Below are 13599 nucleotides of genomic sequence, written 5' to 3' on the forward strand. Positions count from 1 at the left end.
TTTTGCAGGGTTACCGCCCGCAGGCGGCTGGAAAGGAAAAACGGAATCCGAACCGCCGCGCTCAGCGCGGCGTGTCGGCCTCGGGTCGGGCCAGCCGACGGATCGCGGCATCCAGCGCCAGCCGGTAGCTGTCGCTGCCGAAGCCGCTGACCACACCGACGGCGATGTCCGCCAGGTAGGAGTGATGGCGGAACGGTTCGCGGGCGTGCACGTTGGACAGGTGCACCTCGATGAAGGGGATCGCCACGGCAGCGAACGCGTCGCGCAGGGCGATGCTGGTGTGGGTGAATGCGCCGGCGTTGCACAGGATCAGCGCGGTCTGGTCGTCGCGTGCCTGGTGGATGCGGCCGATCAGCTCGTGCTCGGCGTTGGACTGGTACCAGCTCAGCTCGTGCCCGGCTGCCTGCGCCTGCTCGGCCAGGCCGGCGTTGATATCGGCCAGCGTCTCGCGGCCGTAGATGTCTGGCTCGCGCACACCCAGCAGGTTCAGGTTGGGGCCGTGCAGGGCCAGGATCTTCGCCATGCGGCTGCCTTCGCCAAGGTCGGAACGGGTCCGGAAGCGCCGCAGTGTGATCGCACCGATACGAGTTGTCCAGTTCGGCGCAGATCGGCGATGTTTGACGGAGAAGTCCGCGTTAAACCGTGCGCGGACGTATGTGGCCAATCGAGTTCAGTCCACCGGGCCGCCGCCGAGCCAGCGCGCCAGCGTCGTCGCGTCCAGCGGGCCGCGGCGCGTGGCGAGCAGGCGCCCGTCCGCATCCAGCAGGGCGCTGTACGGCAGCACCTGCGCCGTATCGCCGAAACGCAGCGAGGTGCTGGGCGAGGCCAGCTCGCCGAGCAGGGTCGGGTAATCCACCGGGTGTGCGGCGAGGAAGGCGCGGGCGCGGGCCGGATCGTCCATCGCGATGCCGATCACCGTCGCGGTACCGGCATGCTGCCGGGCGGCCTGCGCCAGCGCCGGCATCTCTTCCAGGCAGGGGCCGCACCAGCTCGCCCAGAAATTCAGCAGCACGCGCTTGCCGCGGTAGTCGGACAGCCGGTGCTGGCGGCCATCGGTGCCCATCAGGGCAAGGTCGGGAGCGATGTCGCCGATCGCCGCCACATGCACGCCGGCCGGCACGCGGGCCAGCCGGCTGCGATGCTGCAGCCAGCCGCCGGCGGCGGCAAACAGCGTGGCGACCAGCAGCACGATCCAGGTCTGGCGAGTGAACATCAGCGGCTCGCCTCGGTCAGGGCCTGCTCGACGATGCCGGAGGTGAGCACGGTCGGCAGCACCTTGCCCTCGCCGCCGCCCTTCGGGAACACCACGTACAGCGGCACGCCGGGTGAGTGGTAGCGCTGCAGGAAGGCGGCGATGGTCGGGTTCACGTCGGTCCAGTCGCCCTTCATGTAGACCGCGCCGGTGCGCTGGAGCAGGTCGTGGAAGCGGTCGGTATCGAGCACGGTGTGCTCGTTGGCCTTGCAGGTGACGCACCAGTCGGCGGTCATGTCGACGAACACCGGCGTGCCGGCGTTGCGCAGCTCGGCCAGCTTCGTTGGGGAGTAGGCCACCACCCCCTCGGTCGCCACCGGTGTGGCCGACGGCGGCGGCACATGGGCGAGGTAGTAGAGCGGCACCACGGTCGCTACCGCCAGCAGCAGCACCAGCAAGCGGCTGGCCGGACGGCCGCCGCGACTACGCTCGAACCACCACAGTGCCATCGCCAGCAACACCATCGCCACCAGCAGCAGACCGATCGCGTCGGCGCCGCGCTGATGCGCCAGCACCCAGGCCAGCCACACGGCGGTGAGGTACATCGGGAACGCCAGCACCTGCTTGAGCGTCTCCATCCAGCGACCCGGCCGCGGCAGGCGGCGCGCCAGCGACGGCACGAAGCCCACCAGCAGGAACGGCAGCGCCAGACCCACGCCGAGCATCAGGAACACGGCGAGTGCGGCGGCGACCGGCGCGGCGAAGGCGTACGCCAATGCGCTGCCCATGAACGGTGCGGTGCAGGGGCTGGCGACCACCACGGCGAGCACGCCGGTGAAGAAGTCGCCGGCCGGGCCGGACCGGCTGGCCAGCCCGGCGCCGGTGTTGCCCAGCGAAGCCCCGAACTGCACCACGCCGGACATCGACAGGCCGACCGCGAACATCACGCAAGCGAGCACCGCCACCACCAGCGGCTGCTGCAGCTGGGCGCCCCAGCCCAGCGCGTGGCCGGCCGCGCGCAGGCCGACGATCGCCACGCCGAGCACGGCGAAGCTGCTCATCACGCCGGCGGTGTAGGTCAGCGCGTGACGACGCGCGCGGGCCGGGCTCTCGCCGCTTTCCAGCAGGCTCACCGCCTTGATCGACAGCACCGGCAGTACGCAGGGCATGAGGTTGAGCACCAGGCCGCCGCCCAAGGCGAGCAGCAGGGCGAGCAGCAGCCCGTCGTGCGGGGCGGCGGGGCCGGTATCGCCGCCAGTCGCACCGGTAGCTGCCGATGCCTGGGCGGCGGGCAGCGACACCTGGAGCGTGCGGGTCATGACCGGGTAGCAGATGCCACCGTCCTGGCAGCCCTGGAAGCGCGCCTGCACGCTGAGCTGATGGCGACCGCCCAGGTCGCCGGCGATGCCGACCGGGACGTCCACCTCGTCGTAGTAGATGACCGTCTCGCCTTGGTAGTCGTCCTGGTGATGCGTGCCGGCCGGCCAGGCCGGTTGCAGCTTCAGGCCGGTGGTGCCGGGCGCGGAGAGTTCGGTCTTGTCGCGATACAGGTAATAGCCGTGCGGCATGGACCAGCGCAGCAGCAGTCGATCCGGGGCCGTCGCCACGGCCTCCAGGCGGAATGCCTGTTCCGGCGGCAGTGGCGTGCCCGGCGCACCGGTCGCGCCCAGCTTGCCGAAGGTGGCGCCGAAGCCGGCCGGGCCGGTGCCGCCGGTGGCGGCCGCCGGCAGCGGCAGGTCCAGCTTCTCGGTATGCGGCGGGTAGCAGATCTTCGGGTCCACCTCATGGCAGCCCTGGAACTGCACCGCCACCTGCAGCCTCGTGGCGCCCGCGGCCGCGGTATAGGGCAGGCGGGCGTCGATGCCGTGGTGATAGGTCTCGACGTCGCCGAGGTATTCGTCGTGGTGCTTGTCGCCATCGGGCAACTGCGCGGTACCGAGGGTGATGCCGTCGCCGGCGGTGAACTTCATCCGCCCGCGATAGAGGTAGTAGTCCTGGGCAATGTCCCAGTGCAGCTTGAGTACGTCGGGCTGGCTGGCGTCGGCGCTGAGCTTGTAGGCCTCGGTGACCGGCAGCAGGCTGGAGGCGTCCTGGGCCATCGCGGGGCCGACGGACAGCGACAGCGCGGCGAGAAGGAGGCGGGCGACGAGCCGCCCCGGGTTGATCAATCGCATCACGTTTCCAGCGTTTCGGTTCGCGGAGAGCGAACCGGGATTATGGGGCAGGGGAGGGCGCGGGGCCGTCGCCCCCGACCGCGGCGTGGGCGCGCACCCAGTCCAGGTAGGTTGCGTGACCATCGACCACCGGCAGGGCGACCAGTTCGGGTACCTCGTACGGATGCAGGGCGACCAGCCGCTCCCGCAGCGCCTCGAAGCGGCCGGCGGTGGTCTTGATGACCAGCAGCACCTCCGGATCGGAGTGCAGGCGGCCCTGCCACGCATAGGTGGAAATCGCCCCGGGCAACTGGTTCACGCAGGCGGCCAGACCCTCGGCCACCAGCGTCTCGGCCAGCGCCCGGGCGGTTTCGGCTCCGGGACAGGTGCTCAGGCAGACCAGGACGTCATCGGGCATGGCGGGTGAGGGCGAGAACGGAAAATGCAGCCTAGCAGGCGGCACTGGGGTGTTCGCCCCTTGAGATGGCGGGGTTACGTCCCAACTTGGCAGCGAGCCGCCCGGGCCTTGCATGGGGTTCATGCATCGCTAGAATTGGCACTCATCGGTACCGAGTGCTAACAACGGCATCGGACCGGGCCTTTTTCCTCAACCATCCAAAGTGAGCTGGAGCCACCCATGAGCAAACTGCGTCCGCTGCACGATCGCGTCATCGTCAAGCGCCTGGAAGAGGAGCGCGTCTCCGCCGGCGGTATCGTGATCCCCGATAGCGCCACCGAGAAGCCGACCCGCGGCAAGGTGATCGCCGCCGGTACCGGCCGCATCCTCGAGGACGGCAACGTCCGCCCGATGAGCCTGAAGGAAGGCGACGTCGTGCTGTTCGGCAAGTACGCCGGCCAGGAAATCAAGATCGACGGCGAAGAGCTGGTCTTCCTCAAGGAAGACGACATCGTCGCGGTGATCGAAGGCTGATCGGCCTCTCCCGCATCTCTCGCCAAACCCACTGAATTTCGAGGAATACAAAGATGGCAGCCAAAGAAGTCCGCTTCAGCGAAGACGTCCGCGCCCGCATGCTCAAGGGTGTCAACACCCTGGCCAACGCGGTCAAGGTCACCCTCGGCCCGAAGGGCCGCAACGTCGTGCTCGAGAAGAGCTTCGGCGCTCCGACCGTGACCAAGGACGGCGTGTCCGTGGCCAAGGAGATCGAGCTGGCCGACAAGTACGAGAACATCGGCGCGCAGATCGTCAAGGAAGCCGCGTCCAAGACCTCCGACGTGGCCGGTGACGGCACCACCACCGCCACCGTGTTGGCCCAGGCGTTCATCCAGGAAGGCCTCAAGGCCGTCGCCGCCGGCATGAACCCGATGGACCTCAAGCGCGGCATCGACCAGGCCGTGGTCGCCGCGGTCGGCGAGCTGAAGAAGCTCTCCAACCCGACCACCGACGACAAGGCGATCGCCCAGGTCGGCACCATCTCGGCCAACTCCGACGCGGCGATCGGCGAGATCATCGCCACCGCGATGAAGAAGGTCGGCAAGGAAGGCGTGATCACGGTCGAGGAAGGCTCGGGCCTGGAGAACGAGCTGGACGTGGTCGAGGGCATGCAGTTCGACCGCGGCTACCTGTCGCCGTACTTCATCAACAACCAGCAGAGCCAGCAGGTCGAGCTGGATGACCCGTTCATCCTGCTGCACGACAAGAAGGTCTCCAACGTTCGCGAGCTGCTGCCGATTCTCGAGGGCGTGGCCAAGGCCGGCAAGCCGCTGCTGATCGTCGCCGAGGAAGTGGAAGGCGAGGCGCTGGCGACCCTGGTGGTCAACACCATCCGCGGCATCGTGAAGGTCGCCGCCGTGAAGGCGCCGGGCTTCGGCGACCGTCGCAAGGCGATGCTGGAAGACATGGCGATCCTGACCAACGGCCAGGTGATCTCCGAGGAAGTCGGCCTGTCGCTCGAGAAGGCGACCATCGCCGATCTCGGCCGCGCCAAGAAGGTCGTGATCACCAAGGAGAATTCGACCATCATCGACGGCGCCGGTGAGGCCGACAAGATCCAGGCCCGCATCGCGCAGATCAAGGCGCAGATCGAGGAGACCTCCTCCGACTACGACCGCGAGAAGCTGCAGGAGCGCGTGGCCAAGCTGGCCGGCGGCGTGGCCGTCATCAAGGTCGGTGCCGCCACCGAAGTCGAGATGAAGGAAAAGAAGGCGCGCGTCGAAGACGCCCTGCACGCGACCCGTGCGGCGGTGGAAGAGGGCGTGGTGCCGGGCGGCGGCGTGGCGCTGATCCGCTCGCTGAAGGCGGTCGAGGGCCTGAAGGGCGCCAACGCCGACCAGGACCTGGGCATCGCGATCACCCGTCGCGCGCTCGAGGCCCCGCTGCGCGCCATCGTGGCGAACGCCGGTGAAGAGCCGAGCGTGGTGCTCAACAAGGTGAAGGAAGGCCAGGGCAACTTCGGCTACAACGCCGCCACCGGCGAGTTCGGCGACATGATCGCCTTCGGCATCCTGGATCCGACCAAGGTGACCCGTTCGGCGCTGCAGTTCGCCGCCTCGGTGGCCGGCTCGATCATCACGACCGAAGCGGCCGTGACCGAAGTGCCGAAGAAGGAAGAAGCCCACGCCCACGGCCCGGCCGGCGGCATGGGTGGCATGGGTGGCATGGACTTCTAAGTCCGGTTTGCCATCGCAGTACCCCGAAAACCCCGCCACAAGGCGGGGTTTTCTTTTTCCGGGGGGTGATTTCCGTTTGGCCCGGCTCGAACGTCATGCAGGCAGTCACCACACGGATGCTCCATGCATGCCTCGGGAGAGTGCCTTGTCTTTCGCTGACGCCGGAATGGCGGGAACCATGCCGCCAGATCCGGCGATGGCTACCATCGGCAGGCCCCTGCCGAACCCGGATGAACACCGGACACCGCCCATGCATACGCCAGATCACGATCGCGGCACCATGCGGGAATCGCCCGATCCGGCACATGCACTGCGCGTGGCCGAGCTGTTCCGCGAGCACAACCGCGCGCTCGTGGCGTTCCTTCGCTGCCGGCTCGACTCGCTCGCCGACGCACAGGAGGTGGCGCAGGAAGCCTATGTGCGACTGGTGACGCTGGAGCATCCGGAGGCAGTGGATTCGCTGCGGGCGTATCTGTTCCGGATCGCTTCGAATCTCGCGGTGGACCGGCTGCGGATGCGCCAGGTGCGCGCCACCCATGCGTTCGAGCCGGAGGAGCCGGCACTGCATCTTGCACCGGTGCCGGAGCGCACGGCCGAGGCTGGCGAGCGCCTGCACCAGCTGGCCGCAGCGTTGCGCGAACTGCCCGCGAAGACCGCCCGGGCGTTTGTCGCCCACATGATCGACGGCCGCGACGTCGGCGCGATCGCCCGCGACATGCGGATCACCGAGCGCATGGTGCGCTACCACGTCACCCGTGCCCTCGCCCATTGCCGGGCACGGGTGGACGAACCGGAGAACCCCTGATGCCCCGTCCCGCCCACGAACAGACCCTGCGCACGGCCGCCGACTGGTGGATGCGCCTGCGCGCCGCCGATGCCGGCGAGCGCACGACCGAGGAGTGGCTGGCTTGGATCGACCAGGATGCCAGTCACCTGTCGGCCTTCGAACAGATCGGCGAAATGGCCGAGCGGCTCGGGCAAGCCGGCGCAGTGACCCGGGCCCGGCTGGTGGCCGAGTTCGCTCCCGCGCGCGTGCGCCCGCGCTGGGTGCCGTTGGCCGCCGCCGCGGCCGTTCTGCTGGCGGTGGGGCTTGGCTATCTCGCCTGGCCGGATCGCGGCAGCACCACACAACGTTATGCCAGCGGGATCGGTGCTCGCCTGGAGATCCGCCTGGCCGACGGCTCGCAGATCGTCCTCGGCGCAGCCACGGCACTCCGCACCCGGCTGGACGACGGACGGCGCGCGGTCGAGCTGGAGCGCGGCGAGGCTCTCTTCCGCGTCGTGCACGACCCCCGGCGACCGTTCCTGGTGCGCGCGGGCGTGGTGACGATCCAGGACATCGGTACCGCGTTCGACGTGCGCCGCACCGGTGAGCAAGTGACCATCTCCGTGGCCGAGGGTCGCGTGCGCGTGGCCGACGGGCATGGAGGCAGCCTGGAGGCCGGCGCCGGCCAGGCCATCCGCTTCGATCCCGCGCATCCGGCGATGCAGGTGATCGCGATCGATCCGGCCCAGGTTGCCACCTGGCGCGACGGCCGGCTGGACTTCGACAATGAGCCGTTGCCGGTGGTGGTGGCCAACATCAATCGCTATCGGCCGTCCCCGCTGCGTATCGGCGATGCCCGGTTGGAGGCATTGACCTTCACCGGCACCGTGCGCACCGATGCCATTGACGAGTGGCTGCGCACGCTGCCGCAGGTCTTGCCGGTGGTGGTGCGCCAGCAGGCCGGCTCGACCGTGCTCGAGCGCACCGGGAGCGACCGCAGGCCACGCTGACATCTGTCGCCGGGGCGGGCAGCCCATGCCACACTGCCGACTTTCGCCGGGGAGCGCGGGGGCACATGGGGAGGGCAAGGGCGTGCTGGCTGCTGGGCAGCCTGCTGATCGGGCTGCCCCGGCTTTGTGCGGCGGTCCCTTCCACCGCATGCCGCCACTTCGACGTGCCCGCGCAGCCATTGGCCACGGCGCTCATCGCATTCGGCCGGCAGTCCAACCTGCAGGTGCTCACCGACGGTGCCGCCGTGGCGCGGGTGCGCTCGCCGGGTGTCCGCGGTTGCCTCGGGTCGGAGGTCGCGCTGGCGGATCTGCTGCAGGGCACCGGGCTCGGCTTCTCGTTCAGCGGCGCGAACACCGTGGCGGTGACGCCACTGGCTGCGCGCGCCGCTTCGCGGCCTGCATCGCCGCCAACCCGCGAACTGGCGCCGGTGGAGGCCGACGCGATGGTAGCCAGGGATCGTGGCTTCCTGGCCATGCTGACCAGCACCGCGGCGCGTGACGACGCGGCGCTGATCGACGTGCCGCAGTCGGTCAGCGTGATCACCCGCGACTTGATGGACGCCCAGCAGGCGCAGAGCGTGGCCGACGTGGTGCGCAACGTCGCCGGGGTGCAGGCGATCGCCGGCGCCGGTGGCTTGCCGTCGTTCCGGATCCGCGGCTTCGATACCGGCAACGGGCTGATCGACGGCATGCCCAGCAGCATCGCCGGATCGGGTGACCTGCCACCGTTGATCGGGCTGGACCGGGTGGAGGTGTTCAAGGGGCCGCAGTCGATCCTCGGCGACAGCACCGGCAACACCTTCGGCGGTCTGCTCAATGTCACCCTGAAACAACCGCAGGACCGTCCGGCACGCGTGCTGCAGTACGCGCTCGACGGCGGCGGTCGGACCAGCCTCGGCGTGGACCTGACCGGGCCGCTGCATGGACATCCCGGATTCGCCTACCGCCTGATCGCGTACGGCGGCTATACCGACCATTCGGTCCAGGGGTATCGCAACCGTCGCAACGGCTACCTCGCTCCCTCGATCGCCTGGCAGGACGAACGCAGCCGGTTGGTGGTGGGCTACCAGCGCATCGCCAACCGCCTGCCGGTGCCGGATCATCTGGTGCTGCTTGGCGGGAGCCTTTCGCAGGCCTCGCCGTTTGGCGTGCTGCCGGGCTACCCGGGTGACTACGCCAGCTATCGCACCAGCCGTCTCTACTACCTGTTCGACCGCCAGCTCGACGCGCGCTGGACCTGGCGCAGCCGCGGCCAATACGTACGGCAGCGCAACGCCTCATCGGCATGGACGCTGACCGACCCGCAGCCCGGCGGACAGGTGCTGGCGATCGCCCAGCAGTACCGCTACGGCGACGCCTACGCTTCGTTGCAGAACGACCTGATCGGCACGTTCACCACCGCCGCGACCGAGCACACGGTGACGCTGGGGCTGGACTATGCACGCGCCCACGTCGGCCACATCGAGGACCGCGTCGGCCTGGACAGCAACCCGTTCTTCGACTTCAACGGGACCGCCACCCTGCCTCCGGCTGCGTCCGTTCTCACGCCCGCCGACGATCAGCCACAGCCGGGTTCGCCCTGGCAGACCGATACCGGGCTGTTCGTGCAGGATCAATGGGCGATCGGCCAGCGCTGGAACCTGATCGCCACGGCCCGGCGATCCGCCTACGAGGTATTCGCCGTGGATGCGCAGGGGCGGACCGTACGACTGCGCCGCGTGCGATGGGTGCCGGATGCCGGCGTGGCCTTCGAGCCCATGCCGGGAGCGACGCTTTACGCCAGCGTGGCCAGCGGATTCCAGTCGCTATCCTACCTGGGCAGCGACGGTCGCCTGTTGCCGCCGGCGCTGTCCCGCCAGGTGGAGGCCGGTGCCAAGTTCGAGCTGTTCGACCATCGGGCGCGGCTGACCGTTGCGGCCTATCGCATCCGGCTCGATCACAGTTACCTGCTGGTGTCCGTGCAGCAACCGGGCTTCGCCTCGCTCGGGCCGGGTCAGACCAACCGCGGTGCGGAGGTGGAACTGGTCGGGCGCCTCGCCAGCGGACTGGACGCCAGCCTGGGCTACACCCGCGCGCGCATCGCCAACAGCGACGGGACCGCGGCCCCCGGTGCGCCGCGACAGCGCCTGGACCTGTGGCTGGATTACCGGTTCCGGGGGGCATGGCTGCGGGGCTGGGGTATCGGTGGCGGGGTCCACGCACGCAGCCGTTCGCTGGGACAGAGTTCGGACTTCAGCACCCGGTATCGCGTACCCGGGCAGGCCGAGTTCGATCTTGCCCTGTCCTATCGCACCCCGCGCTGGCGGGTCGCCCTCGGGGCTGCCAATCTGTTCGGTCGAAGGCTCTATGCCGCCGATTTCGACGAGACATTCGTGCCCGTGCGCACCCGCACCCGGCTGCGTCTCAGCGGCAGCGTCGACTTCTGACGCCCGCCATTTCCGTTTCCCCGCGCTCGCACGTCCTGTGAGCGAAGGGGCCGGTTGCCCGTGCGGCAGCCGGTCCCTTTCGTCGGGCCCGCCTGGGCCCGGCGAGACCGTCAAGACAGAAACCGGGGAGACAGGGGTGAGCAAGATTGCATACCGGCCATTGGCCATCGCACTGGCGTACGCGTTCGCGTCCCACGTCTGGGCACAGACCACCGACGTGCCGCTGGACGTGATCAGGCAGGACTACGGCAACGGCCAGTACGGCTACCGCCTGGGCATCAACGTGGGCGTCAACGGCGCTGCCCCGAAGGAGTACCTGTTCGACACCGGCTCCGACTCGTTCAACATCGACGTGGGCCTGGGCGCCCTGCAGGGCAGCTCGCCCGACTGGTTTCCCAACGAGGCCGGCGCCAGCACCGGGCCGCTGCAGTTCTACCTGTACGGCGACGGCAGCTACGGCTACCTGCAGTCCTCCACGACCGTGTCCAGCATGCAGTTCTACAACAGTGGCTCCGGCACGCGGGTGGGCAGCTTCGGCACTGCCGCCGGCGCGCCGGTCGCCGTCAACTACGCCTGGGTGAGCTCCACCGCCACCGGCGATCCGGTCGGCACCGTCGGCAACGTGACGCTCAAGATCGACACCGACTTCCAGAAGAACCTCGCCGACGGCAAGGCGCCGGAAGAGGGGGCGTTCTACGGCACCTTCGGTGCCGGCGACTTCGGCAACGGCGTGCCGGGCATGCTTACCAAGAGCGGCTACATCGTCGAGGCCAACGGCGGTGCCGGCGTGCCGGGCCAGTGCGGCCAGGGTTGCATGATCCTTGGCCTGACGCCCGCGTTGCGGGCACAGTTCCTCAGCGTGGTGTCCTGGAGCGGTGGCGCACAGGGCCAATTCGCGCTGTCCGGGGCGCCCTCGGCCAGCCAGTTCGACACTCAGTTCGTGTACGCACTGAGCGATGGCAGGCACACCTCCACGGCAGTGCTTCCCACGCTGTTCGATACCGGCACGCCGAACATCATGCTGATCGACAACGGCGTGGGCCTGGTCGCCGGCGAGACCGCTGCGGGCCATCTCAATCCCTATGGCGACGAGAACCCGGGCATCACCCTCACGGTGACCGGGGCTGCGCACGGTGCCTTGCCCGCCTCGATCACCACCGGCAACGATGCCAGCGGCGACTACAGCAACGTGGTCACGCTGGGCCCCTACGGCGGCTTCCCGAGCAGTGCGATCTACGGCATCAGCTTCTTCATGCACAACGCGGTGATGTACGACCTGGCCAACCAGTCGACCGGCTACACCCCGTTCTACGTGACCGATGCCCCCATCACCGCGGCATTCACCGCGACCGCCGCGATGGGGCCGCTGGGGTTGGCCGGCACCATCTCCGGCAGCGGCGCCTTCACCGTGGCGGGCGGTGGCGTGGCCAACCTCAGCGGCAGTAATACCTACACCGGCGCGACCTTGGTCGAGCGCGGCGGCTGGCTGGGGCTGGCCGGGCCGGGCAGCATCGCGCAGTCATCGGGCGCGCAGGTCGATGGGGCGCTGGACATCTCGCGTACCGCGCAAGCCACCGAGCTGGCGTCGCTTTCCGGTGGCGGCGAGGTGCTGCTCGGCAGCAACGTGCTGATGCTGACCGGGGCCTCGGGCAACTTCACCGGCCGTCTCGCCGATGGTGGCCTGAGCGGTACGGGCGGTGGTGCCCTGGTGGTCGCGGGAGGGCGTCAACAACTCAGCGGCAGCAACACCTACACCGGGACGACCGGGGTGGCGGCCCGTGGCGAACTGCTGCTGACCGGCTCGCTGGCCAGCGGAGTCCTCAACCTCGGCGTGCTGGACAACCAGGGCCGTATCGGTGGCTCGGTGGTGAACCAGGGACTGCTGAACGACAGTGGCGACATCGGCGGTGGCCTGGACAGCAGCGGCATCCTTGCCGGACAGGGCCGGATCGGCGGCGATCTGCTGGCCAGCGCCGGCGGCATCGCACCGGATGGAAGGGGCCTGCTCGGCGCAGGGGATTACCGCCAGTCCGCCGGGGCGACCCTCCGCGTGCAGCCGCTGGCCAGCCAGCCGGACGCCGCCGCCGGCATCGCCGTCGACGGTTCGGCGTACCTGGCCGCCGGGGCCCTGCTCGGAGCGGCACCCTCTGTGCCCGGCCGGTTCTATCAGGCTGGCGCGCGCTACACCGTGCTGAGCGCGGGGCGGGGCGTGCAGGGGCGGTATACCCTGGCCGGCAACGGTGCGGTCAGCGCGGTGCTCGGCGTGGCGCCTGCCTACGATGCCGATCACGTCTATCTCGATGTGGTCCAGCAGCGCAGCCTCGCCAGCATCGACGGGACCCGGAACCAGCGCGCCGTGCTCGGTGGCCTGCAGACGCTTGCCGTTGCCAACCCGGTGTTCACCGCGGTCGCCAACCAGCCGACCGATGCCGCGATCCGCAACGCGGGCGATGCGCTTTCCGGCGACATCCATCCGAGTTTTCGAGGCACCCTGCTCGACGACAGCCGCTTCATCCGCGATGCGGCCGATAGCCGACTGGTGCAGGCCAGTGGCGACGACCTTGCCGCCGGCCCCGCGACCGGTACGCCGGGCAGCCACGGCTTCACCGCGTGGGGCCAGGTGCTCGGCGCCTGGGGTCACCGTGCCGGCGACGGCAACGCGGCCGGCGCAGCCCGCTCGCTGGGCGGCGCGATGGTCGGTGGCGACCTGCCGGTGGGCGAGGCATCCCGCATCGGTGCGATGGCGGGCTATACCCGCACCTCGCTGCGCGTGCCCAGCCGCGCCGGCACCGACCGCAGCGACGACACGCACCTGGGCTTCTACGCCGGGCAGCAGCGCGGCGACTGGCGTCTGCGCGGCGGTCTCGCCTTCAGCTGGCACCGGTTCGACGCGGCACGCACCGTCGCCTTCACCGGTCTCTCCGAGCGCCTGTTCGCGCACGGTCGCGCGACCACCTCGCAGGCGTTTGCCGAAGTGGGCCGCCGGGTCTCGTGGCACGGCGTGGCGCTGGAGCCGTTTGCCCGCGCGGCCTACGTGCGCCTGGCCAGCCCCGCCTTTGCCGAGCGCGGCGGTGCGTCCGCCCTGGCCGTGCAGGGGCAGGACGATGTGGTGGCCTATGGCACGCTGGGCGCTCGCGCGGGCACCCGCTTCGCCTTCCGCCACAGCGTGCTCGACGCGCACGTGCAGTTGGGCTGGCGCCACGGCTTCGGCCGGATGCGGCCGGATGCGGCGGTGGCGTTCGAAGGCAGCTCGAGCTTCGTCGTCGACGGCGTGCCGATGGCGCGCGATGCGATGGTGCTGGACGCGGACTTGGCTTTGCCGCTGTCGCGCAGCACCACCCTCACCCTGGCGTACGACGGCCTGCTCGGCCATCGCAGCGTGGACGGTGCCGTCCGGGGCGGGATCGTCTGGAGGCTCTGAGCC

Annotated in this window: 10 protein-coding genes; 6 read left to right on the forward strand and 4 right to left on the reverse strand. The window is 69.7% G+C overall.

The window, feature by feature from the left end; genetic code table 11:
* Nucleotides 1-61: 61 nt before the first annotated feature.
* The 4 genes from aroQ to cutA all read right to left on the reverse strand — a co-directional run bounded on the left by aroQ (nt 62) and on the right by cutA (nt 3763).
* Nucleotides 62-523, reverse strand: a complete 462-nt coding sequence (gene aroQ / locus ATSB10_RS16480) for a type II 3-dehydroquinate dehydratase (protein ID WP_063673818.1) — start codon at nt 521-523, stop codon at nt 62-64.
* 147 nt (nt 524-670) lie between these two features.
* Nucleotides 671-1213: a TlpA family protein disulfide reductase gene (locus ATSB10_RS16485; RefSeq protein ID WP_063673819.1), complete on the reverse strand. Its 543-nt coding sequence runs from the start codon at nt 1211-1213 to the stop codon at nt 671-673.
* Nucleotides 1213-3366 carry a protein-disulfide reductase DsbD family protein gene (locus ATSB10_RS16490; RefSeq protein WP_063673820.1) on the reverse strand — a complete coding sequence of 718 codons (2154 nt, stop codon included), beginning with the start codon at nt 3364-3366 and terminating at the stop codon, nt 1213-1215. The genes ATSB10_RS16485 and ATSB10_RS16490 overlap by 1 nt, the downstream gene beginning before the upstream one ends.
* A 40-nt stretch (nt 3367-3406) precedes the next feature.
* Nucleotides 3407-3763, reverse strand: coding sequence for a divalent-cation tolerance protein CutA (gene cutA, locus ATSB10_RS16495; protein WP_063673821.1), 357 nt, complete (start codon nt 3761-3763; stop codon nt 3407-3409).
* A gap of 219 nt (nt 3764-3982) precedes the next feature.
* On the opposite strand from cutA, the gene groES reads away from it, so the two are divergent.
* The 6 genes from groES (at nt 3983) to ATSB10_RS16525 (ending at nt 13596) form a co-directional block, all read left to right on the forward strand.
* Nucleotides 3983-4276 (forward strand): co-chaperone GroES, encoded by a 294-nt coding sequence (groES, locus tag ATSB10_RS16500; RefSeq protein ID WP_049623107.1) that lies wholly within the window; start codon nt 3983-3985, stop codon nt 4274-4276.
* 53 nt (nt 4277-4329) lie between these two features.
* Entirely contained in the window at nt 4330-5973 is a 1644-nt protein-coding gene (groL, locus tag ATSB10_RS16505; protein ID WP_063673822.1) for a chaperonin GroEL, read from the forward strand.
* Nucleotides 5974-6223: 250 nt separating this feature from the next.
* Entirely contained in the window at nt 6224-6778 is a 555-nt protein-coding gene (locus ATSB10_RS16510; protein ID WP_063673823.1) for an RNA polymerase sigma factor, read from the forward strand.
* Nucleotides 6778-7749 carry a FecR family protein gene (locus ATSB10_RS16515; RefSeq protein WP_063673824.1) on the forward strand — a complete coding sequence of 324 codons (972 nt, stop codon included), beginning with the start codon at nt 6778-6780 and terminating at the stop codon, nt 7747-7749. Before ATSB10_RS16510 ends, ATSB10_RS16515 begins: the two co-directional genes overlap by 1 nt.
* Nucleotides 7750-7814: 65 nt before the next feature.
* On the forward strand, nt 7815-10175 hold the full coding sequence (locus ATSB10_RS16520) for a TonB-dependent siderophore receptor (RefSeq protein ID WP_063673825.1): 2361 nt from the start codon (nt 7815-7817) through the stop codon (nt 10173-10175).
* 136 nt (nt 10176-10311) lie between these two features.
* The gene (locus ATSB10_RS16525) at nt 10312-13596 is read left to right on the forward strand and encodes an autotransporter family protein (RefSeq protein WP_063673826.1); all 3285 of its coding nucleotides are present in this window, start codon (nt 10312-10314) and stop codon (nt 13594-13596) included.
* Nucleotides 13597-13599 lie beyond the last annotated feature (3 nt).

It is taken from the genome of Dyella thiooxydans, from assembly GCF_001641285.1.
Classification (GTDB): Bacteria; Pseudomonadota; Gammaproteobacteria; order Xanthomonadales; family Rhodanobacteraceae; genus Dyella_A; species Dyella_A thiooxydans.

Coding starts and splice junctions, on each gene's coding strand:
- aroQ (WP_063673818.1), bottom strand. CDS start 523: ATGGCGAAGATCCTGGCCCTGCACGGCCCCAACCTGAACCTGCTGGGT.
- ATSB10_RS16485 (WP_063673819.1), bottom strand. CDS start 1,213: ATGTTCACTCGCCAGACCTGGATCGTGCTGCTGGTCGCCACGCTGTTT.
- ATSB10_RS16490 (WP_063673820.1), bottom strand. CDS start 3,366: ATGCGATTGATCAACCCGGGGCGGCTCGTCGCCCGCCTCCTTCTCGCC.
- cutA (WP_063673821.1), bottom strand. CDS start 3,763: ATGCCCGATGACGTCCTGGTCTGCCTGAGCACCTGTCCCGGAGCCGAA.
- groES (WP_049623107.1), top strand. CDS start 3,983: ATGAGCAAACTGCGTCCGCTGCACGATCGCGTCATCGTCAAGCGCCTG.
- groL (WP_063673822.1), top strand. CDS start 4,330: ATGGCAGCCAAAGAAGTCCGCTTCAGCGAAGACGTCCGCGCCCGCATG.
- ATSB10_RS16510 (WP_063673823.1), top strand. CDS start 6,224: ATGCATACGCCAGATCACGATCGCGGCACCATGCGGGAATCGCCCGAT.
- ATSB10_RS16515 (WP_063673824.1), top strand. CDS start 6,778: ATGCCCCGTCCCGCCCACGAACAGACCCTGCGCACGGCCGCCGACTGG.
- ATSB10_RS16520 (WP_063673825.1), top strand. CDS start 7,815: ATGGGGAGGGCAAGGGCGTGCTGGCTGCTGGGCAGCCTGCTGATCGGG.